Origin of the sequence: Enterovibrio makurazakiensis (genome assembly GCF_050336585.1) — a bacterium.
Lineage (GTDB): Bacteria > Pseudomonadota > Gammaproteobacteria > Enterobacterales > Vibrionaceae > Enterovibrio > Enterovibrio gelatinilyticus.
In genome coordinates, this window is sequence record NZ_JAKJSE010000006.1 from 125,780 (window position 1) to 147,846 (window position 22,067).

Consider the following 22,067-nt stretch of genomic DNA (forward strand, 5'->3'; position numbering starts at 1 on the left):
CCAATATGTGAAATAAGAGGAGAGAAGGATAAAAGAAAAAGAGAAGGGTATCTAACCCATCACACTCATGAGATTGAACATAGGTAAATACATAGCAACCACTAGAGAGCCGATCAGTAGACCAAGTAATACAATGATCATTGGCTCGAGTATCTTACCTAAATTATCGACCGTATTATCAACGTCTGCTTCATAGAGTCCCGCCACCTTATTCAGCATGTCATCCAAGGCGCCTGACTCTTCGCCAATCATTACCATCTGAATCATCATGTCAGGGAAAGCGTCAGTTTCTCGGATGGCGCGATGTAAAGGACGGCCGCCAGAGGTTTGTTTATGAACTTCTTCTATCACCTGTTTGAAGTAGGTGTTATTGGCCGTTTTACCGGCGGCCGATAAACCGTTGAGCAGCGGAATACCTGCACTGAAGGTGGTAGCGAGTGTACGAGTGAAGCGTGATAGGGTAGCTTTTGTTAGTACGTCGCCAAGAATCGGGATACGCAATGAAAATCGACTGGCCTTGAGGCGAAAAGAGTAGCTTTTGTTATAGCTGGCCTTGAATGCCACTCCCGCGATAGCGATCCCAATCAGCATGTACAAGCCATAATCATGGATAGCATCAGACACACCGAGGACTTTTTGCGTAAACCATGGCAATTCGGCATTGAACGACGAGAAAACATCTTTAAACGTAGGTATAACAAACAGCAGCATGCCAATGCTGACCAATAGTGCAATGGTGAAGACGATACCGGGGTAAATCATGGCTTTGATGACTTTGGAACGTGTTTCTTCACCTTTTTCACGATAAATACAAATACGGGCGAAGATTTGCTCCAAGCGACCGGTTTGCTCGCCCGTTGCCACCAGATCGCAGTAGAATTGGTCAAACAGGATTGAGCTAGATTTCATTGCTTGCGCTAAAGAGGAACCTGCTTCGATGTGGCTATAAATTTGGCTAATGATAAGCTTCATTTCGGCCTTCTTAGATCCTGTTTTCAGCAGTTGTAGGGTTTCGCCCAGCGGTACACCCGCTTCTAACATTGTCGCCATTTGTCGGGTAAATAGCGTGATGTCTTTGGCCGTGGCTGTGTTGCGACGCCTTGCCCATGAAGATGGCGAGCGACGCTTGATTTTGACGATGTGTATCTTCTGCTCGGTGAGTGAGTGTCGGGCGTCTTGTTCATTGTAAGCAAGTAACTGGCCTTTGACTTTGGCGCCTTTGGCGGTAGCGCCGCGCCACTGGAATGCATAAAGCTTGCGGGGTTTTGAGGCCATAGTAATTCCCTTTACAGACTAATAACGCGTTGAAGTTCTGCGAGACTGGTGATGCCCTGATTGAGCTTTTCGATACCGGAAAGCGAAAGCGTGTGCATGCCATTATCGAGGGCGATATTTTCAAGTTGTGAGGCGGAGGCGCCATTACCAATGGCCTCAGATAGTGCGCGATCGATACGCATCACCTCATAGATGCCCACGCGACCGAGATAACCATGATTACAGTGGTCACAACCTTCAGGGTTCGCTTGATACACATGATCTGCCAGTAAGCTTGAATAGTGTGTTTTTAGGGCTGTCAGTTGATGATCGTCTTTGTTGTGTGGCACTTTGCAATGTGAGCACAAGCGGCGAGCGAGACGCTGGGCAATAATCAAAGTCAATGACGCTGCTAGGTTATAGGGAGCGACGCCCATATTCGCCAAGCGCGTAATGCTCTCTGCGGCTGAATTCGTATGCAGCGTCGATAACACCAAGTGCCCAGTTTGTGCTGCCTTGATACCAATTTCAGCGGTTTCAAGATCGCGCATCTCACCTACCATGACGACATCGGGATCTTGACGAAGGAAAGCACGCAGAGCAGTGGCGAAATCCAGCTTGATGTCGTTATTGATATTGACCTGATTGATGCCGGGCAAGTTGATTTCCACCGGATCTTCAGCAGTAGAAATGTTGCGTTCGGCAGTGTTGAGATACTTCAGGCCGGTGTAAAGTGACACGGTTTTTCCACTGCCCGTTGGGCCGGTCATTAGAATCAAGCCTTGGGGTTTATCCAGTGCTGTCAGGTAATCCTGTTTTTGTTTTTCGCTGTAACCGAGTGAATCAATATCCAGCGCCACACTGCCGCCATCTAAAATTCGCAGCACCACTTTTTCGCCAAACAGAGTGGGCAAAGTGGAAACACGCATATCAATGGATTTACTGTCCGCCAGCGTCAGTTTAATCCGCCCATCTTGTGGCAATCGGCGTTCAGCGATATTGAGTTTGGCGAGGATTTTTAAACGGGTCGAGAGTCGGCGTGAAATACCCACAGGTGGCGTGCTGTGGGTTTGCAATATACCGTCTAAACGAAAACGAATTTGGTAGCGTTGCTCGAAGGGCTCAAAATGAATATCAGACGCTTGCTTGCGCACCGCATCCATCAGCACTTGTTGGATATAGCGGCTAACCGGGGCTTCGTCGGTGACTAACTCGTCAGCATTGGCATCATCATCGAATTGAGCAAGATCGGCGAGTTCCGAATCACTGACGGATTTTGAGTCACCTTGAGTAGATGCTATCTGCTTGCCGTAGAGTTTGCGTATTGCGCCAACCAGTTGTTGGTGGTCCACTAAAACGGGTTTTATTTGCAGGCCAGTGGCAAAGCGAAAATCGTCTTGGGCTTCGAGGTTGGTAGGGTCGCTTATTGCAAGTATGAGTTGGTGATCTTTGTAGTCAAGTGGTAGTACTTGATGATGCAAAATTAGATCATGTTGCTTGAATTGTTGTGCAGAAAGTTCAAAGGGATAATTGTGAATCGAATCAGGAACTATAGAAAAGTGTTTAGCTAGTATATTAATCAGTTCCCTGCTAGAAAGGATGTTCTCTGAAATTAGTGATTCTGGCGCAGAAAAATTTTTCTGCGCCAGTTTGCTAGTCGCTATGTCAGCCTGCAACTTGCTGATAAATCCGGCTTGTTGCAGTGTCTTGACTAGGTTGGTTTTCAATGGATACTCTAGTTGACTGTTCCAGCTACACAGCTTTTCAATTTTTCTACGCCAGTATCGTGAATACAGGCCCAACCATTAGCAGACTTTGTAAATCTGATTTTTTTACCAGTTAGGGCTGCATCTGAATTAAATGCAAAGGTTATGGTTCCGCCTTTTACCGTTGTTTTCTCGTCCGCACCAGTACCAGTGGTTTCAGTTGTTTGAGCTAGTGTCATTGCTCCCAAGTTACTCATATCCTTTGCCGCACCAATTTTTGTCCAGTTATCGGTGGTGTCGGCTGGGAAATCAACTTCTTGATTTAATACATCAATGTTAGTGAGTATTGACTTCACTGTTGCAACCCCTGCAGTTGCCTCAGATTTCAATGTGTAGCTTTGATACGCGGGAACCGCAATCGCAGTCAACGCACCAATAATTCCAACAACAATCAAAAGCTCAATTAAGCTAAAACCTTTTTGTTTTCTCATTGCCTTTTCTCTCCATTTTTTATGTGCAGCAAAGTGCTGTAGTGACGTTACGATACGGCGGATAAAAATAGGAAAACAGCAGATAAAAAGGGAGTTTCGAGGCGTGAATAGTCTTTTTTGTAAATGAGTTGTTTGTCAGTTGTAGCTGTGTGACGGCGGAGCTGATAATGCAGACATAGTGTCTGCATTATCTATAGTTCTTAATAGTTTTAGGGAGTTACTTGAGGCGCATAGATAAATCCATGGCATGAATATGTTTGGTCAGTGCGCCCACAGAAATGTAATCAATCCCGGTTTCTGCAAACTCGCGCAGGGTCGCCAACGTGACGTTACCTGACACCTCTAACGCAATACGGCCTTGGTTTAAGGCAACCGCTTCACGCATCATGTCCGTGGTGAAGTTATCCAGCATCACGATATCAGCGCCCGCTTCAATCGCTTGTTGAAGCTCTTCTAAGCTTTCGGTTTCCACTTCAACGGGTTTGCCAGGGTTTAGTTGCTTGGCGGTGCTAACTGCACCTTGAATACCACCACATGCAATGATGTGGTTCTCTTTTATTAGGTAAGCGTCATACACACCGATGCGGTGATTAAAACCGCCGCCACAGGTCACTGCATATTTCAGTGCATTTCGAAGGCCGGGAATGGTTTTTCGGGTATCAAGCAAGCGCGTTTTTGTGCCTGAGAGCTCTTGGACATAACGGGCAGTTTCGGTGGCACAGCCTGACAGTGTTTGAATAAAGTTCATGGCGTTGCGCTCACCAGTAAGTAGTGCGCGTGCAGGGCCACTTAACTCACACAGCACCTGATTAGGCTCTACTTTATCGCCATCTTTTACTTTCCATGTAATGGTCACTTGACCGCCTAGTTGGCGGAACACTTCGTCAGCAAAGTCGCGCCCACAAAACACGCCATGCTCGCGGGTGATAATGGTGGCATTACCTTGGGCGTCGGAAGGAATGAGGTTTGCTGTGATGTCATTTGCTGCATCAACACTGCCACCGAGGTCTTCTTTTAGCGTGTCTGCAACACAACGAATAATATCGTCTTGTAAGTGCTTTTTCAGGTAGGTCAATCGAGTTTGGCTATCGTGAACGCGTGACGCATTGGCTTGTTCTGACATGGTGGTTCCATCACAGGTAAATACAAAATAATGACAGGGCAGTGCCCGCTGTTGTTGTTAACAAGTTTACCTGCGAGGGAATGAGATTGCGAGGCATGCATTTGTGAGTTATGCGCGTTTAAATTGTTAGGGATTTTGATGAAATGGATTAAAATACCCAGTACTTGTTTATAGGGAAGAAACAAAGAATCACTTCATGTTAACTATTACTCGTCATCTGTTAGATTGTGCTTCTTATTTACCGTCGCCGCACTGTAACCAAAGACCGGATCCTAACGATGTATCCCTGCTTGTTATTCATAACATTAGCTTGCCGCCTGGTGAGTTTGGTGGGCCTTATATTGAGCAGTTTTTTCAAGGGAAACTGATCTCAAACGCGCATTCGTATTTTGATGAAATCCGCGAGATGACGGTGTCAGCGCATTGTTTGATTAAACGAGATGGCGCAGTGGTGCAGTTTGTTCCTTTTGATCAACGCGCTTGGCATGCGGGTGTGTCGTCCTTTGAAGGGCGAGAGCAGTGCAATGACTATTCCATTGGTATTGAATTAGAAGGCACCGATGATTTGCCATATACCGATGTGCAATACCAATGCTTGGCAGAAGTGAGTCAATCCATTCAACACCATTACCCCGCGATCACGCCGTCACGAATCACTGGACACAGCGATATCGCGCCCGGAAGAAAAACGGATCCCGGCGGGTCATTTAACTGGATGACATTTCACGCTCAGATCCAATCATTGGTGAAGGGATAAATTACTTTTTCTCGTAACGCTTTGTTTACGCTTATGTTCCGAAAATGAAAGCGTCATGAACGACGTAGTACATTTTTATGAATGTGTCCAAATAAATTGGTCTGACCATTGTGAGGTCAGGGTGAGAAAGGCATTCAGCGTCTTAGTGTAATTTCTATGACACAAATCAAGTTTACGGTAGACACTTAAGCCTCATTCTGGTAAATTTTCACCTGTTTTTTAATTGGTCTTACCAATTGACAAGATAGGTAAATGGGAAGGGACGCGCAGGCACTCCGGCGCCAAATAACTAAGAAGAACGATGGCTATACAACGGATTCGTCAACCCAAACTGTCAGATGTTATCGAGAAAGAGCTAGAAAGCCTGATTCTTGAAGGAACATTATCGCCGGGGCAAAAATTGCCGCCAGAGCGTGAATTAGCGAAGCAATTTGATGTTTCTCGTCCTTCTGTTCGCGAAGCAATTCAGCGTTTAGAAGCAAAGAAATTACTGAATCGTAAGCAAGGTGGTGGCACGTTTGTCAGTGAACGATTATGGCAACGATTTTCAGAGCCACTCATTGATTTACTGGCCGAGCACCCAGAAAGCCAACTTGATTTATTAGAGTCTCGTCACGCACTTGAAGGTATATCCTCATATTTTGCTGCATTACGAGGCACTGAAGAAGATTTAACGCGAGTGTGTCATTGTCACGATAACATTCGCGAAGCTCAGCAACTTGGTGATATCAAAGCCGAAGCCGCTGCGGTTATGCAATACTTGATTGCCGTGACCGAAGCATCACACAACGTGGTATTGCTGCATATTATGCGCAGCTTGGCGCCATTGCTTGAGCACAACATATTACAAAACTTTGAACTGCTGAATCGACGTCATGATGTCGTCGATAAAGTAAGCAAACACAGAGCCAACATAGTGCAAGCCATTACTGCCGGGGAACCAGAAAAAGCCCGACAGGCATCGCATGCGCATTTGGCCTTTATAGAGGAAACTTTGCTGGATTTGGGTAGAGAAGAAAGCCGCCGTGAGCGCTCGCTTCGCCGAATTCAGCAACGCAAGGACGAATCGGAATAATGCCAATCGCACTAGATATTTGTTCAGCCTTTTGAGGCAGCATTTGGGCAAATACATAGTGCGATTGGTGTATGAACTCCGAAAACTTTAACGCGTTGTCTGGATGCGTTTTTCAGCTGCGACAACAATTAGTTTTGTACAAGTCAATCAACGAAAGGATAGATCGCCATGTCTGAAGTCATGAAAAATGACGTGGACGCACTTGAAACTCAAGAGTGGTTAGAAGCTCTTGCATCAGTCGTCCGTGAAGAAGGTGTAGAACGCGCCCAGTACCTACTTGAGCAAGTAATGGAAAAGGCGCGCCTTGATGGTGTTGATATGCCAACAGGCGTCACCACCAACTATGTGAATACCATCCCTGCGGATAAAGAACCAGCATATCCAGGTGACGTAAACCTGGAGCGTCGTATTCGTTCTATCATTCGTTGGAACGCGATCATGATCGTGTTGCGTGCATCGAAAAAAGACTTGGATCTGGGCGGCCACATGGCGTCTTACCAGTCTGCTTCTGCATTCTACGAAGTGTGCTTTAACCATTTCTTCCGTGCACCTAACGAGGTGGATGGTGGTGACTTGGTTTACTACCAAGGTCACATCTCTCCGGGTATCTACTCACGTGCGTTTGTTGAAGGCCGCCTGACTGAAGAGCAGCTAGACAACTTCCGTCAAGAAGTGGATGGCAAAGGTATTCCTTCATACCCGCACCCTAAATTGATGCCTGAATTCTGGCAGTTCCCGACCGTATCTATGGGTCTGGGTCCTATCTCTGCTATCTATCAAGCTCGCTTCCTGAAGTACCTAGAAGGCCGTGGCCTGAAAGAAACTAATGCTCAGCGCGTTTATGCGTTCTTGGGCGATGGTGAGATGGATGAGCCAGAATCACGTGGCGCGATCTCTTTCGCTGCTCGTGAAAAGCTTGGCAACCTATGCTTCCTGATTAACTGTAACCTTCAGCGCCTAGACGGCCCAGTAATGGGTAACGGCAAGATCATCCAAGAACTGGAAGGTCTGTTCAAAGGCGCAGGTTGGAACGTAGTGAAAGTGGTTTGGGGTAGTGGCTGGGATAAACTTCTAGCAAAAGATACCACAGGTAAACTGCTTCAACTGATGAACGAAACCATCGACGGTGACTACCAGACATTTAAGTCTAAAGATGGCGCATACGTTCGTGAGAACTTCTTCGGCAAATACCCAGAGACTGCAGCACTGGTTGCTGACATGACTGACGAAGAAATCTTCGCACTTAAGCGCGGTGGTCATGAGCCATCGAAGCTATTTGCTGCATTTAAAACAGCACAAGAAACCACAGAACGTCCAACCGTTATCCTAGCGAAAACCGTAAAAGGTTACGGCATGGGTGAAGCGGCGGAAGGTAAGAACATTGCGCACGGTGTGAAGAAGATGGACATGACCCATGTTCAGCACCTACGTGATCGTCTAGGCCTGCAAGAGCTGGTTTCTGATGAAGACATGAAAGCTCTTCCATACTTGAAATTGGAAGAAGGTTCAGCAGAATACGAATACATGCATGCGCGTCGTAACGCACTGCACGGCTACACGCCTAAGCGTCTGCCTAAGTTCACTGAAGAACTCGTGATCCCTGAAGTGGAAGAGTTTAAACCTCTGCTTGATGAGCAGAAGCGTGACATCTCTACCACCATGGCATTTGTTCGTACTCTGAACATCCTGCTGAAAAACAAAGGCATTGGTAAGAACATCGTTCCGATCATTGCGGACGAAGCACGAACTTTCGGTATGGAAGGTTTGTTCCGTCAAATCGGTATTTACAACCCATCGGGTCAGGAATATACCCCTGAAGACCGCAGCGTTGTTTCTTACTACAAAGAAGCGACCTCAGGTCAGGTTCTGCAAGAAGGTATCAACGAACTGGGCGCAATGTCGTCTTGGGTCGCTGCTGCAACGTCTTACAGCACCAACGATTTGCCAATGATCCCGTTCTACATCTACTACTCAATGTTCGGCTTCCAACGTGTGGGCGACATGGCGTGGATGGCTGGCGACCAACAAGCGCGTGGCTTCCTATTGGGTGCAACGGCGGGTCGTACAACGCTGAACGGTGAAGGTCTACAGCACGAAGATGGCCACAGCCACATTCAGGCGAACACCATCCCTAACTGTATTTCTTACGACCCGACGTTCGCGTACGAGTTAGCGGTAATCATGCAAGACGGTATCCGTCGCATGTACGGTCCAGAACAAGAAAACGTGTTCTACTACCTAACGCTGATGAACGAGAACTACGCAATGCCAGCAATGCCAGAAGGCGCTGAAGAAGGCATTCGTAAGGGTATCTACAAACTTGAGTCTTACGCTGGTGCGAACAAAGTTCAGTTGATGAGCTCAGGCACCATCATGAACGAAGTTCGCAAAGCAGCTCAAATCCTTAGCGAAGACTACGGCGTTGCGTCTGACATCTACTCTGTTACCTCTTTCAATGAGCTAACACGTGAAGGTCAAGATGCAGAGCGTTTCAACATGCTAAACCCAGATGCAGAGCAGAAAGTACCTTACATCACACAAGTGATGGGTTCTGAGCCAGCAATCGCAGCGACTGACTACATGAAGAACTACGCAGAACAAGTTCGTGCGTTCATGCCTTCTGAGTCTTTCAAAGTGTTGGGTACGGATGGCTTCGGTCGTTCAGACAGCCGTGAGAACCTGCGTCGTCACTTCGAAGTGAATGCAGGTTACGTTGTTGTTGCTGCGCTAAGCGAGCTAGCAAAACGTGGTGATATCGAGAAATCTGTCGTGGTTGAAGCGATTAAGAAATTCGACATCGATACTCAGAAAGTGAACCCACTGTACGCGTAAGAGGCATAAATCAATGGCAATCGAAATTAATGTTCCAGACATCGGTGCCGATGAGGTTGAAGTAACAGAAATCCTCGTCAGCGTTGGTGACACAGTTGAAGAAGAGCAGTCGCTGATCACTGTTGAAGGTGATAAAGCGTCTATGGAAGTACCAGCATCACAAGCGGGTGTTGTTAAAGAAATCAAAATCGCTGAAGGCGACACGGTTTCTACTGGCTCTCTGATCATGATCTTTGAAGAGGCAGGCGCAGCTGCTGCTCCAGCTCCTGTTGCAGAAGCACCTGCAGCGGCTCCGGTTGCTGCACCAGCGGTCGCTGAGCTGAAAGAAGTTCACGTTCCTGATATCGGTGGTGACGAAGTAGAAGTCACTGAGATCATGGTAGCTATCGGCGACAGCATTGAAGAAGAGCAATCCCTTCTGACTGTTGAAGGCGATAAGGCTTCAATGGAAGTGCCTGCCCCATTCGCTGGCGTACTGAAAGAAATCAAAATCGCTGCGGGCGACAAAGTGTCTACCGGTTCACTGGTCATGATCTTTGAAGTTGCAGGTTCGGGTGCGGCTCCTGTTGCGGCAGCACCAGCTGAAGCGCCAGTAGCAGCTCCAGCTGTTGCTGCAGTGAAAGAAGTTCACGTTCCTGATATCGGCGGCGACGAAGTAGAAGTCACTGAAATCATGGTTGCGGTTGGCGACAGCATTGAAGAAGAGCAATCTCTGATCACTGTTGAAGGTGACAAGGCTTCGATGGAAGTCCCTGCACCGTTCGCTGGCGTACTGAAAGAAATCAAAATCGCAGCGGGTGACAAAGTCTCTACCGGTTCATTGATCATGGTATTTGAGACCGTTGGTGCAGCATCAGCAGCGCCAGTTGCAGCGGCTCCTGCTCCTGCAGCAGCGCCTGCGCAAGCGGCGGCACCAGCACCTGTGGCTCAAGCAGCCCCTGCGGCATCGGCTGAATTCGTTGAAAACAACGAATATGCACATGCTTCACCGGTTGTTCGTCGTCTAGCGCGTGAGTTTGGCGTTAACTTGTCAAAAGTGAAGGGTTCTGGTCGTAAGAGCCGTATCCTGAAAGAAGACGTTCAAAGCTACGTGAAAGAGGCGCTTAAGCGTCTTGAGTCTGGCGCAGCAGCGTCTGCTTCGAGCAAAGGCGATGGCGCAGCACTTGGTTTGCTACCTTGGCCGAAAGTTGATTTCAGCAAGTTTGGTGAAACTGAAACCAAACCGTTGTCTCGCATTAAGAAGATTTCTGGCGCTAACCTGCACCGTAACTGGGTAATGATCCCGCACGTTACACAGTGGGATAACGCAGACATCACTGAACTAGAAGCATTCCGTAAAGAACAGAATGCAGTGGAAGCGAAGAAAGACACTGGCATGAAGATCACCCCATTGGTGTTCATCATGAAAGCGGCTGCGAAAGCACTTGAAGCGTTCCCATCGTTCAACTCTTCTCTGTCTGACGACGGTGAGAGCTTGATTCTGAAGAAATACGTAAACATCGGTATCGCGGTGGACACGCCAAATGGCTTGGTTGTTCCTGTATTCCGTGACGTTAACAAGAAAGGCATCTACGAGTTGTCTGCTGAGCTAATGGAAGTGTCTAAGAAGGCACGTTCAGGCAAGCTGACTGCATCGGACATGCAAGGTGGTTGCTTTACTATCTCTAGCCTTGGTGGCTTGGGCGGTACCGCGTTTACCCCAATTGTTAATGCGCCAGAAGTTGGCATCCTGGGTGTATCTAAATCGGAAATGAAACCGGTTTGGAATGGTAAGGACTTCGTTCCTCGCCTGATGTTGCCTCTGTCACTGTCTTACGATCACCGCGTGATCGACGGTGCAGAAGGTGCACGTTTCGTGACTTACCTGAACGAGTGTCTGTCAGACATTCGCCGTCTGGTACTGTAATACGACACCCTATCAGCGTTCACCTGCATATGGCGGACGCTGATTTGATGTATAGCTCACAGGCTATGGGTTTTTATTTTTCAGCTTGTTAACACGGCTGTAAAATGTTGGACCAAATAAGTGCCTTCACCAAAGTGTACTTGTCGTGAAACAAAACGGCTCCATCATAAAAAGAATCTCTTAGCCTGTCAGGGATATAAGACTACAACGAGGTCAGAATGAGTAAAGAAATCAAAACCCAAGTCGTGGTACTGGGTTCAGGTCCTGCTGGTTATTCAGCGGCATTCCGTTGCGCGGACTTGGGTCTAGAAACCGTTCTGGTAGAAAAATACAGCACGTTAGGTGGTGTGTGTCTGAATGTGGGTTGTATCCCATCTAAAGCCCTACTTCACGTTGCGAAAGTTATCGAAGAAGCCAAAGCGATGTCTGCGCATGGCGTTGTGTTCGGTGAGCCACAAACCGACATCAACAAAATCCGCCTTTGGAAAGACAAAGTGGTTACCCAACTAACTGGCGGTCTTGGCGGAATGGCTAAGATGCGTAAAGTTAACGTGGTTAACGGATACGGTAAATTTACTGGCCCGAACACCATCGTTGTTGAGGGCGCTGAAGGTCCGACTACCATCAACTTCGATAACGCAATCATTGCGGCAGGTTCTCGCCCAATTGAGTTGCCATTTATCCCACATGAAGACCCACGTATTTGGGACTCAACTGACGCGCTAGAACTGAAAGAAGTTCCAGAGAAGCTGTTGGTGATGGGCGGCGGTATTATCGGCCTAGAAATGGGTACGGTATATGACGCGCTGGGTTCACAAGTTGACGTGGTTGAGATGTTCGACCAAGTTATTCCTGCGGCTGATAAAGACATCATCAAAGTCTTTACTAAGCGTATCAGCAAGAAGTTCAACTTGATGCTTGAAACCAAAGTGACAGCGGTTGAAGCAAAAGAAGACGGCATTTATGTCTCAATGGAAGGCAAGAAAGCACCGGCAGAAGCTGTTCGCTATGACGCAGTGCTGGTTGCTATCGGTCGTGTACCAAACGGCAAATTGCTAGACGCTGAGAAAGCGGGTGTTGAAGTTGATGAGCGTGGCTTTATCAATGTTGATAAACAACTGCGTACCAATGTTGCTCACATCCATGCGATCGGTGACGTTGTTGGTCAACCTATGCTTGCGCACAAAGGTGTGCATGAAGGTCATGTCGCGGCAGAAGTGATTTCTGGTAAGAAACACTACTTCGATCCTAAAGTGATCCCTTCAATTGCTTACACTGAGCCAGAAGTTGCTTGGGTTGGTAAGACTGAGAAAGAAGCGAAAGCAGAAGGCATCAACTACGAAGTTGCTACCTTCCCGTGGGCGGCTTCTGGTCGTGCAATCGCGTCTGATTGCTCAGACGGTATGACTAAGATGATTTTCGACAAAGATACTCACCGTGTTATCGGTGGTGCAATTGTTGGTACTAACGGTGGTGAACTGTTAGGTGAAATCGGTCTGGCCATCGAGATGGGTTGTGATGCAGAAGATATCGCATTGACCATCCACGCTCACCCGACTCTACATGAGTCAGTGGGTCTTGCTGCTGAAGTATTCGAAGGTTCAATCACTGACCTACCAAATGCAAAAGCCGTGAAGAAGAAAAAGTAATTCTTCTCCGTACTGAATAAATAACGCCTCGAAGTTCGAGGCGTTTTTTTTTGCCCGCATTTCGCATTCTTATCAGGCGTAAGTCGTCACCTATTTCTTTGGTTACAACTGGTTAACGGTTTTCTGAAGGCGTGTAACAAAACAAAAAGTACGCTGTATTTTTTTTCGATGTTATATCAACATTTATTCATATTATATTTCTTATCAATAGTTTCAATTGCTACCATTGCCCCCTTGTTCTTTACGACGTTCTCACTCTGCACCTTGTGCTCTGGGGCGTGTGTTTTGGAACGAAACCGTTAGAGATACAGAGTTGCACGACCTTCCGCGAACAGACGCTGAACCACTTCTTACTATTTCTTTTTACCAACGTCACGTATTTGCTCTTGAGGAATTCATGCAGTTAATTAACCAACTTTCGTTTCGAACCAAATTGTTCCTTCCCCTTGGTTTTGTTTCGGCCATTTTTACACTTGTTCTTGGTATGTCGTATCAAACCTTTGAACGACAGGTAGCGCTAAATACAATATTAAACGAGAAAATCCACCCGACCATTGAGAGTATTGATGACGCTTATCGCGACTTGTATCAAGTGCTCGGAAGCGTTGAAGGGCTAATAGCCAAAGGCGTAACAGAAGAAACGCTTGAAAAGCAGAAGTTCGAATTTTATGACAATGCCCCTAAGGCCATTCCTAGGCTTAAGGCGATTCAAGCTGTGATTGATGCGGGTGTGATTGATCCAAGTCATCAAGTTAAGTTGGATCAACTCATCGAAGACACGAGAGTTTGGGGTAAGGGATTAGAGTCGATGATTTTGAAGCCAGAATCTCTTGCTCAAGAGTATGCAGATAACTATGAAGAGATTGAGCAGACATTTGCTGGACTTCGTCGTGATCTGAAGACTCTGCTGAAGGCGATTAATATCGCGTCATCGGAAATCACACAGGATATTGATGCATCAACTATTCAAGCTGAGCGATTGATTATTGGTGGTTCCATCGCCGCCTTGATACTCGCCATCTTTGGTGGGATTTTACTGTCTCGTTTATTGCTGCAACCCGTTAAAGAAATGGGTGAGGCATTGGAGAATATTGCCTCCGGTGATGGGGATCTTACGCAGCGTCTGACGGTGCGATCGCAAGATGAAATCGGTCAGTTGGGTGAGTCGTTCAACCGCTTTGTTGCGAAGATCCAAGTCAGTATCAAAGAAGTGGTGGATGCGTCGAATCATCTTCGTGAGCATACTGTTCAGATTGAAAGTGCGATTCGTAGTGGTGTCACAGAAACAGAAAACCAGCAGCGTGAGAGTGACATGATTGCTGCTGCGGTGCAGGAAATGAGCGCCAGCAGCTCTCAGATAAGTCAAAACGCGATGGATGCAGCTGATGCGACCGGCGCGGCAACCCAAGAGATCGGCGCTGCGCAAAGCAGTGTGGCAGGGACGGTGAATGCGATGTCTGCGCTGAGAAATCGTATTGAGCAATCTCAAGAGATGATCACCTCCCTTAACCACGATGTGGATAGCATTGCTTCAATTGTCGACGTGATCCGTGGTATTGCTGAGCAAACCAACTTGTTGGCACTGAATGCGGCGATTGAAGCGGCGCGTGCGGGTGAACAAGGCCGTGGTTTTGCGGTGGTTGCTGATGAGGTGCGTAACTTGGCCAATAAAACACAGCAAAGCACCGAAGAAATTCGCAATATGATTGAGCGACTGGAGACAGGAACCAAAAACGCGGTCTTCGCGATGAATGAGAGCAGCGAAGCTAGCAATGATACTGTTTCACACATTGAGCAAACCGCAGAATACCTTGATGCGGTCTCGACTATGATCATTACGATCAATGATCAAAACTCTCAGGTTGCGACAGCGTCTTCGCAACAGCGTGCTGTATCTGAAGATATTAACCGTAACATTCACGGTATTGTCGACAATGGTCAACGCGTTCATCAGAACTTAGGAAGCGTTGAGCAGGCATGTAATGAACTGGCACAGAAGAGCCTTCAACTGGACAAGGTTGTGAGCGGCTTTCGCGTCTAGCGCGTTAACATCGCAATAAAAAACGCCGCAATTGCGGCGTTTTTTATTTGGCTTGAGTTTAGAGCTTAGAGCTTAGAGCTTAGAGCTTAGAGCTTAGAGCTTAAAGCTTCGTACCAATTCATCCAATTTATGTGAAAGCTCGCGAAGCTCATCACTCGCACTGGCCATGTTATCTGCCGTTTCTGCGGTTAACTGTGTGGTGGTATTAATGTCTTCAATGTTTCGATTGATATCAGTGACGACAGTCGATTGCTCCTCAGTCGCGGTGGCCACCTGAGTGTTGAGGTCAGAGATACGTACAATTTGATCATTAATCTGCATCAAAGCAGAAGATGCATTCTGTGATGCTTCGGCGCCCTGAACTGTGAGTTGTTGACTGTTCTCCATGACGTTTACTGCGAGTTGCGCTTCTTGTTGTAGCTCGTCAATCATGGTTTGAATTTCGTTCGTCGATTGTGCTGTTCGGCTTGCAAGGCTTCTGACTTCATCTGCAACCACCGCAAAACCACGGCCTTGCTCACCCGCACGCGCCGCTTCAATGGCTGCGTTAAGTGCTAAAAGATTTGTCTGTTCAGACACGCCGCGGATAACATCCAAAATGCTGCCAATTTGCTGGGTGTTTCCTGCTAGTTTACGGATCATATCCGTCATGTCGTCCATTTCAGTCGCGAGTTGCTGAATGTTGTTTTGTGCAGACATCACAACGCTCTGACCTGTCGCCGTTTCGTTGGCTGCATGGTTGGCAGAATCCGCAGCATGAGCTGCATTTGCGGCAATTTCATTGACCGTCGCACCCATTTCATTGATAGCAGTGACCACCAATACCGTGCGGTCACGTTGGCTTTGACTTTGGTCTTGAGTCATTTGTGCTTGTTTGGCAACGACCGATGCTGCGTTGTTCAGAGAATGGCTAGTTGATGCTACATCGCCGACGACCTGATGAATCTTGCTGACAAAACTGTTAAAGCCTTGAGCTAATTGACCAATTTCATCATTTGTTTTTATTTCTAGGCGCTGACGGAGGTCGCCTTCACCTTCTCCAATGTCGCGAAATACTTTCGCAAGATCAGAGATTGGACGGGTAATGGTTGATGCGAGAAGCACGGCTGCCAGAGCAATGAGCGCACAGACAAGCACGGAAAGCAGGATGATTTGTTGAGCGGCCATGGTGAGTTCGTCATAGACTTCAGCAGTGGGGACTTCAGCGATAACAAACCAATCTAAATCACGGATATAGCTAGATGCTAGCAAGACATCACGTTCGCCGTTAGAGGCGGAGATGAGGTTAAAGTCACGTTGTACTAACAGGTCACGAACATTTCCCTGATACATTTGAGCGATGGTGTTATTTCCCATTTTCGAGGTGTCTTTGTGCAATTGCACTTTGCCATCTTGGGATACCATGAACACAAAACCGCTTTGTTCGATTTTGAACTGGTTCATGAAATTCACCATGTTATCCATGGAGCGCGACAGACCTGAGAGTAAATATCCGTTAGTCTGCTGGTAGTTAACGAATAATTTTAGGTCGCCATTGTCTTCACGATAAACGCTAGTGGTACGTGTCTCACCACTGTTTACGAGTTTGAAGAACCAAGAGCTGTCATCCGGTTTTAGCTGGCGCAGGAAACCGTCTTGGTTCCAATAGTCACCATTCATGCGGTTGGCGACAGAGGCATCGGTCAATTGGTATTGTTGCTTAAGTGCCTGAAGTGTTGTGACGATATCCGATTTGTCGCGAGGATCGCCAGGTGCACGCACTGCAGATACGGTCATTGGCATGCTCGCTAGTTGTTCGGCAGCAGACGTCAGTTGTGATACGTTTTGCTCAATTTCTTCGCGAATATTGGTTAAGAGCAGCGGGAGCTCATTTTCGAGTAAGCGCGTTTCTACCATGTCGTGCGCTTTTGTTAAACTCAGGAAACTGACGATTGTGGTGGATGCAATCACCGAAGCGATCATGGCGAAAATAAGTTTTTGTTTGATGGTTAATCGCATGAAGTACAGGCCTTTCTCCGTGACGCCAACTATCGTTTAGCGTCGTTATTTGTATATATGGACATTAAAGAAATGCAAGGCAGCAAAAATGTTTAATTGGCTAGTAAAGGGCAGGTTGGTTACTGCAGCACTGCTGTTGTCGGCCGTACTACCAGCATCTTTAGCGCTTGGGGAAGAAAATTCTCAAAGACCAACCATTGGTTTAGTTCTTGGTGGTGGTGGCGCGAAAGGCGCCGCGCACGTTGGGGTATTAAAAGCGCTTGAAGAGTTGCGTATTCCAGTGGATTACATCGCAGGTACCAGTATGGGAGCCTATGTCGGTGGGCTGTATGCGATTGGTATGACTGCGGATGAAATTTCAGTGCTGATCGAAACGACCAATTGGAGTGAAGGTTATCAAGATCGTGTTTATCGAGGCGACAGACGCACTCGAGATAAGGAACATGAAGATCGATACAACTTATCGACAAACTTCGGTTTTGACCTTAAGAGCCTGAAAACTCCGCAAGGTATTGTCCAAGGCCAGAATATGATTCGAATATTACGCGAATCGACGGGCAACCTTCCTTCTTTTGAATCTTTTGACCAAATGGTCGTGCCTTATCGTGCTGTTGCCACTGATATAGAGCGACTGGTGCCTGTCGTCATTGGTGATGGACAGCTCACTGAAGCCATGTTGGCCAGTATGGCAGTACCTGGTGCGCTCCCTCCTGTAGAGCTCGAAGGACGCTACCTTGTTGACGGTGGGTCGGTGAACAACATGCCGGTAGACGTTGCTAAAGCGTTAGGCGCAGATATTGTGATTGCCGTTGATATCAGCACAGATTACAGCCCAGCGGCGGAGCTAGGGTCTTATCTTTCTGTTATGAATCAACTGGTGAATTACATGGTGCGCAACAGCACCGATCAGCAAATTGCGAATATGACGGATAGCGATGTGTTGTTGACGCCTGATGTTGGTGACATGGAAACCACCGAGTTCGATCGCATGCCTGAAGCTTATGAGAAAGGCTATCAGGTGACGTTTGCAAACAAAGAAGCACTTGCGCCACTGAGGTTAAATTCGGGTCAGTATCAAGCGTATATTGAAAAGAAGCAGCTTCGCCGTCGCTTGATGATGTATGGCGATATCCTGACCGTGGACAATATTGTCATAAACAATGACACCAGTTTTTCTGATGACGTATTAAAAGCTCGGTTATCGCTTCAAACAGGGCGAATTGATAGTAAGAAATTAGAGCAGTCGGTACAAAATCTCTATGCTCTAGATCGCTTTGAAACGGTTCGCTATCACCTTGAGCACCAAGGTGATGAGAATGTGCTTGTTGTTGATGTGAAAGAAAAAAGCTGGGGGCCAAATTTTGTCGACTTCCGTTTCGCACTGGAGGACAGTTTTGAGTCTGGTACCAATTTTTCAGCAGGTGTCAGTATCAATAGTACGGGGCTGACAGATTATGGCGCTGAGATCAGAAGCCTTTTTGAGCTAGGAACTGATAAGCGCGCTCAAGCCGAACTGTATCTTCCATTCTCTGCAGACCAACTCTTTTTTGCTCAGGCGCTGGGTGGATTAGAAATTCGTGAGCGTGATGCCTATTTCCGTGGAGAAGAGCCAAATTTAGAGGATGAAACCTTCACGTTAGGTACGCGTTTCAGTGAAGTGATAGCGGAAGTGGGACTTGGCTGGCAACCCCAACTTTGGGGGGAGTTCATGGTGGGGTATCGCTATCTCGATGGTGAAGAAGAGATAGCGGGTGGCTATGCCAAGCAACACTATGTGCGCCAAATGCCTTTTGTCAGTATGACATTGGACACCTTGGATAGCAGAGTATTCCCTAATCGTGGTGGCTATTTAACTATGTCTTTGGGTTATGCGCGCGATGAACTCGATGGGAGTGATGGTGGTGCAAAATCTGAAGCCAGTGTGCTTAATATCGAAGGTATTTACGCGAAGAACATCGGTAAGCATACGATGTATGGCAAGGCTAAATACGGCACCATTAATGCGCGTGTTGGCAATGTCGCTATCGAACCGCATGAGTTAGGAGGGTTTCTTAACTTGTCAGGTATACCGCGAGATTCACTGTGGGCAAACAATATTGCTTTTGGAACCGTGGTTTACCGCTATCGTCTGCTGGATAACGATTTTGGTTTGTTTAAATCTCCTGTTTATTTAGGGACTTCATTGGAATACGGCGGAGTGTGGAACAACCCAGACTTTTCGCTAAAAGAAGTACCGTTTTACATGGCAGGCAGTATATTTGCGGGGGTTGATTCGCCATTAGGCCCCATCATTATCGCCTATGGTCGTACAGAAAATGATCTCGATTCGTTCTATTTTATACTCGGAACTGAATTTTAAAGGTCCAAAAGTGAAGGGAGGACTCCCTTTTCTTGTTGCTAAATCAAATGTTTCATTCCGGGGTTGGAATTTAAAATTTGGTTAAAAAGTGATAACATACCAGCTTCGTCATGCAGGGCACTATAGAAAGATAGTCACCCCTACACTTCGTTAAGTGCCTGCAAGCCGAGCTTAATTCCAAGGATGTTTGACCGTGATGGTCAGACCGCAATATGAGGAAAACGTCGTGCTTGAAGCCTACCGTAAACACGTCGAAGAACGTGCTGCTCAGGGTATTGTCCCTAAACCACTTGATGCGGAACAAACCGCAAGCCTAATCGAATTACTCAAGAATCCACCAGCAGGCGAAGAAGCTATCCTTGTCGACCTGCTTGAAAACCGTATTCCACCTGGTGTTGATGAAGCTGCCTATGTTAAAGCTGGCTTTTTGTCTGCGGTTGCTAAAGGTGAAGCTTCGTCTCCACTTGTCAGCAAAGAGAAAGCTGTTGAATTGCTAGGCACCATGCAAGGTGGCTATAACATCGAATCGCTGATTGGTTTGCTGGAAGATGAAGCACTCGCACCAATCGCGGCAAAAGCCCTGTCTCACACGCTGTTGATGTTTGATTCTTTCTACGATGTGGAAGAGAAAGCGAAAGCGGGTAATGTTCACGCGAAGCAAATCATGCAATCTTGGGCAGATGCTGAGTGGTTCCTGTCTAAACCAAACGTGCCAGAAAAAGTCACGCTAACCGTATTTAAAGTCACTGGTGAAACCAATACCGATGACTTGTCACCAGCACCTGATGCTTGGTCTCGCCCAGATATTCCTCTGCATGCGCTAGCAATGCTGAAGAATGCTCGCGATGGTATCGAACCAGACCAACCTGGTGTGATTGGCTCTATCAAACAAATTGAAGCGCTAAAAGAAAAAGGCCACCAACTTGTGTACGTGGGCGACGTTGTGGGTACGGGTTCTTCTCGTAAGTCTGCGACCAACTCTGTGCTTTGGTTCATGGGTGATGACATCCCTAACGTACCGAACAAGCGTGCGGGTGGTTACTGCCTAGGTGGCAAAATTGCCCCAATCTTCTTCAACACCATGGAAGATGCAGGCGCGCTGCCAATCGAATTGGACGTGTCTAAGCTTGGCATGGGCGATGTGATTGATGTGTACCCATTCAAAGGTGAAGTACGCAGCAATGCATCAGACGAAGTGCTGTCGACTTTCGCTCTGAAAACAGACGTGCTTTATGATGAAGTGCGTGCTGGTGGTCGTATTCCATTAATCATCGGTCGTGGTTTGACGGACCGTGCACGTGAAGCACTAGGTCTTGAAGCATCAGATGTTTTCCGCCGTCCACAGGCAGTTGCCGATACGGGTAAAGGCTTTACGCTGGCTCAGAAAATGGTCGGTAAAGCATGTGGCGTTGAAGGTATCCGTCCGGGCACATACTGCGAGCCTAAGATGACTACCGTCGGTTCTCAGGACACCACTGGCCCTATGACCCGTGATGAGCTGAAAGACCTTGCGTGTCTTGGCTTCTCTGCGGATTTGACGATGCAGTCTTTCTGTCACACGTCTGCGTACCCAAAACCTGTTGATGTTGTTACTCACCACACGCTACCTGATTTCATTCAGAACCGCGGCGGTGTGGCACTGCGTCCGGGTGATGGTGTTATCCACTCATGGCTGAACCGTATGCTACTGCCTGATACCGTTGGTACAGGTGGTGACTCACACACCCGTTTCCCTCTGGGTATTTCGTTCCCTGCAGGTTCTGGTTTGGTTGCGTTTGCAGCAGCAACGGGCGTCATGCCGTTGGACATGCCTGAATCTATTTTGGTGCGCTTTAAAGGTGAAATGCAGCCGGGTATCACATTACGTGATTTGGTTCATGCGATTCCATACTACGGCATCAAGCAAGGTCTTCTAACGGTAGAGAAAGCAGGTAAGATCAACGCATTCTCTGGCCGTGTCCTTGAGATCGAAGGTGTTGAGCACCTGACGGTTGAGCAAGCGTTTGAACTGTCAGACGCATCTGCAGAACGTTCAGCGGCAGGTTGTACCGTTAAGCTGTCTCAAGAGTCAGTGTCTGAATACCTAAACTCTAACATCGTGATGTTGAAGTGGATGATCAGCGAAGGTTACGGCGATCCTCGTACTATCGAACGTCGTATTTCAGCGATGGAAGCGTGGTTGGCCAATCCAGAACTGATGGAAGCGGACAAAGACGCTGAGTACGCAGAAGTGATCGAAATCGATCTGGCTGACATTAAAGAGCCAATTCTGTGTGCGCCGAATGACCCTGATGATGCACGTCTGCTTTCTGACGTTGCGGGCGACAAGGTTGACGAAGTCTTCATTGGTAGCTGTATGACCAACATTGGTCACTTCCGTGCGGCTGGTAAACTTCTGGACAAGTTCGGCGGCACGCTTGAAACACGTCTATGGGTTGCACCACCAACGAAAATGGACCGCGACCAGCTAACGGAAGAAGGTTACTACGGTATCTTCGGCCGTGCAGGTGTGCGTATCGAAACGCCAGGATGTTCACTGTGTATGGGTAACCAAGCGCGCGTTGCTGATAAAGCAACCGTACTGTCTACCTCTACCCGTAACTTCCCGAACCGCCTAGGTACAGGTGCGAATGTTTACCTGTCTTCTGCGGAACTGGCATCGGTCGGCGCGATCATTGGTCGTATCCCAACGGTTGAAGAGTATTTAGAGTTTGCGAAACAAATCGATGCAACAGCAGCCGATACGTATCGCTACCTGAACTTCCACCGTATGGAGCAGTACACCAAGAAAGCAGATGATGTGATCATCCAAGCTGCGGTATAACTGCTCGGTGAGTCTCTTTCTTTGAGAAACGAGACGCTAGATAAGAGAAAGC

At 47.4% G+C, this 22,067-nt stretch carries 13 protein-coding genes; 8 read left to right on the forward strand and 5 right to left on the reverse strand.

All coding sequences use genetic code 11. The features are described 5' to 3' along the window. Nucleotides 1–51 precede the first annotated feature (51 nt). The 4 genes from L4D06_RS04165 to nadC all read right to left on the reverse strand — a co-directional run bounded on the left by L4D06_RS04165 (nucleotide 52) and on the right by nadC (nucleotide 4,574). On the reverse strand, nucleotides 52–1,275 hold the full coding sequence (locus L4D06_RS04165; protein WP_429737945.1) for a type II secretion system F family protein: 1,224 nt from the start codon (nucleotides 1,273–1,275) through the stop codon (nucleotides 52–54). A gap of 11 nt (nucleotides 1,276–1,286) precedes the next feature. Then, nucleotides 1,287–2,981, reverse strand: coding sequence for a type IV-A pilus assembly ATPase PilB (pilB, locus tag L4D06_RS04170; protein ID WP_429737946.1), 1,695 nt, complete (start codon nucleotides 2,979–2,981; stop codon nucleotides 1,287–1,289). Between the two features lie 8 nt (nucleotides 2,982–2,989). Continuing rightward, nucleotides 2,990–3,451: a pilin gene (locus L4D06_RS04175; protein WP_429737947.1), complete on the reverse strand. Its 462-nt coding sequence runs from the start codon at nucleotides 3,449–3,451 to the stop codon at nucleotides 2,990–2,992. A 217-nt stretch (nucleotides 3,452–3,668) separates the two neighbouring features. After that, nucleotides 3,669–4,574 carry a carboxylating nicotinate-nucleotide diphosphorylase gene (gene nadC / locus L4D06_RS04180; RefSeq protein WP_429737948.1) on the reverse strand — a complete coding sequence of 302 codons (906 nt, stop codon included), beginning with the start codon at nucleotides 4,572–4,574 and terminating at the stop codon, nucleotides 3,669–3,671. Between the two features lie 196 nt (nucleotides 4,575–4,770). Between nadC and ampD the strand changes: the two genes are divergently transcribed. The 6 genes from ampD (at nucleotide 4,771) to L4D06_RS04210 (ending at nucleotide 14,834) form a co-directional block, all read left to right on the forward strand. Next, nucleotides 4,771–5,331 carry a 1,6-anhydro-N-acetylmuramyl-L-alanine amidase AmpD gene (ampD, locus tag L4D06_RS04185; protein ID WP_429737949.1) on the forward strand — a complete coding sequence of 187 codons (561 nt, stop codon included), beginning with the start codon at nucleotides 4,771–4,773 and terminating at the stop codon, nucleotides 5,329–5,331. A 301-nt stretch (nucleotides 5,332–5,632) separates the two neighbouring features. Continuing rightward, nucleotides 5,633–6,406, forward strand: coding sequence for a pyruvate dehydrogenase complex transcriptional repressor PdhR (gene pdhR, locus L4D06_RS04190; protein WP_274162900.1), 774 nt, complete (start codon nucleotides 5,633–5,635; stop codon nucleotides 6,404–6,406). A gap of 168 nt (nucleotides 6,407–6,574) precedes the next feature. Next, nucleotides 6,575–9,238 carry a pyruvate dehydrogenase (acetyl-transferring), homodimeric type gene (gene aceE / locus L4D06_RS04195; RefSeq protein WP_429737950.1) on the forward strand — a complete coding sequence of 888 codons (2,664 nt, stop codon included), beginning with the start codon at nucleotides 6,575–6,577 and terminating at the stop codon, nucleotides 9,236–9,238. Between the two features lie 13 nt (nucleotides 9,239–9,251). After that, nucleotides 9,252–11,144: a pyruvate dehydrogenase complex dihydrolipoyllysine-residue acetyltransferase gene (aceF, locus tag L4D06_RS04200; RefSeq protein ID WP_429737951.1), complete on the forward strand. Its 1,893-nt coding sequence runs from the start codon at nucleotides 9,252–9,254 to the stop codon at nucleotides 11,142–11,144. Between the two features lie 218 nt (nucleotides 11,145–11,362). Beyond that, nucleotides 11,363–12,793, forward strand: a complete 1,431-nt coding sequence (gene lpdA, locus L4D06_RS04205; protein ID WP_274162897.1) for a dihydrolipoyl dehydrogenase — start codon at nucleotides 11,363–11,365, stop codon at nucleotides 12,791–12,793. Between the two features lie 397 nt (nucleotides 12,794–13,190). Next, nucleotides 13,191–14,834: a methyl-accepting chemotaxis protein gene (locus L4D06_RS04210; protein ID WP_429737952.1), complete on the forward strand. Its 1,644-nt coding sequence runs from the start codon at nucleotides 13,191–13,193 to the stop codon at nucleotides 14,832–14,834. Between the two features lie 93 nt (nucleotides 14,835–14,927). Here the strand turns inward: L4D06_RS04210 and L4D06_RS04215 are convergent, their stop codons facing one another. Further along, nucleotides 14,928–16,832, reverse strand: a complete 1,905-nt coding sequence (locus L4D06_RS04215) for a methyl-accepting chemotaxis protein (protein WP_429737953.1) — start codon at nucleotides 16,830–16,832, stop codon at nucleotides 14,928–14,930. Nucleotides 16,833–16,920: 88 nt separating this feature from the next. On the opposite strand from L4D06_RS04215, the gene L4D06_RS04220 reads away from it, so the two are divergent. Beyond that, nucleotides 16,921–19,191, forward strand: coding sequence for a patatin-like phospholipase family protein (locus tag L4D06_RS04220; RefSeq protein WP_274162894.1), 2,271 nt, complete (start codon nucleotides 16,921–16,923; stop codon nucleotides 19,189–19,191). 226 nt (nucleotides 19,192–19,417) lie between these two features. Beyond that, a complete protein-coding gene (gene acnB / locus L4D06_RS04225; protein WP_274163012.1) occupies nucleotides 19,418–22,015 on the forward strand; it encodes a bifunctional aconitate hydratase 2/2-methylisocitrate dehydratase in 2,598 nt (865 codons plus the stop codon). The last annotated feature ends 52 nt before the right edge of the window (nucleotides 22,016–22,067 follow it).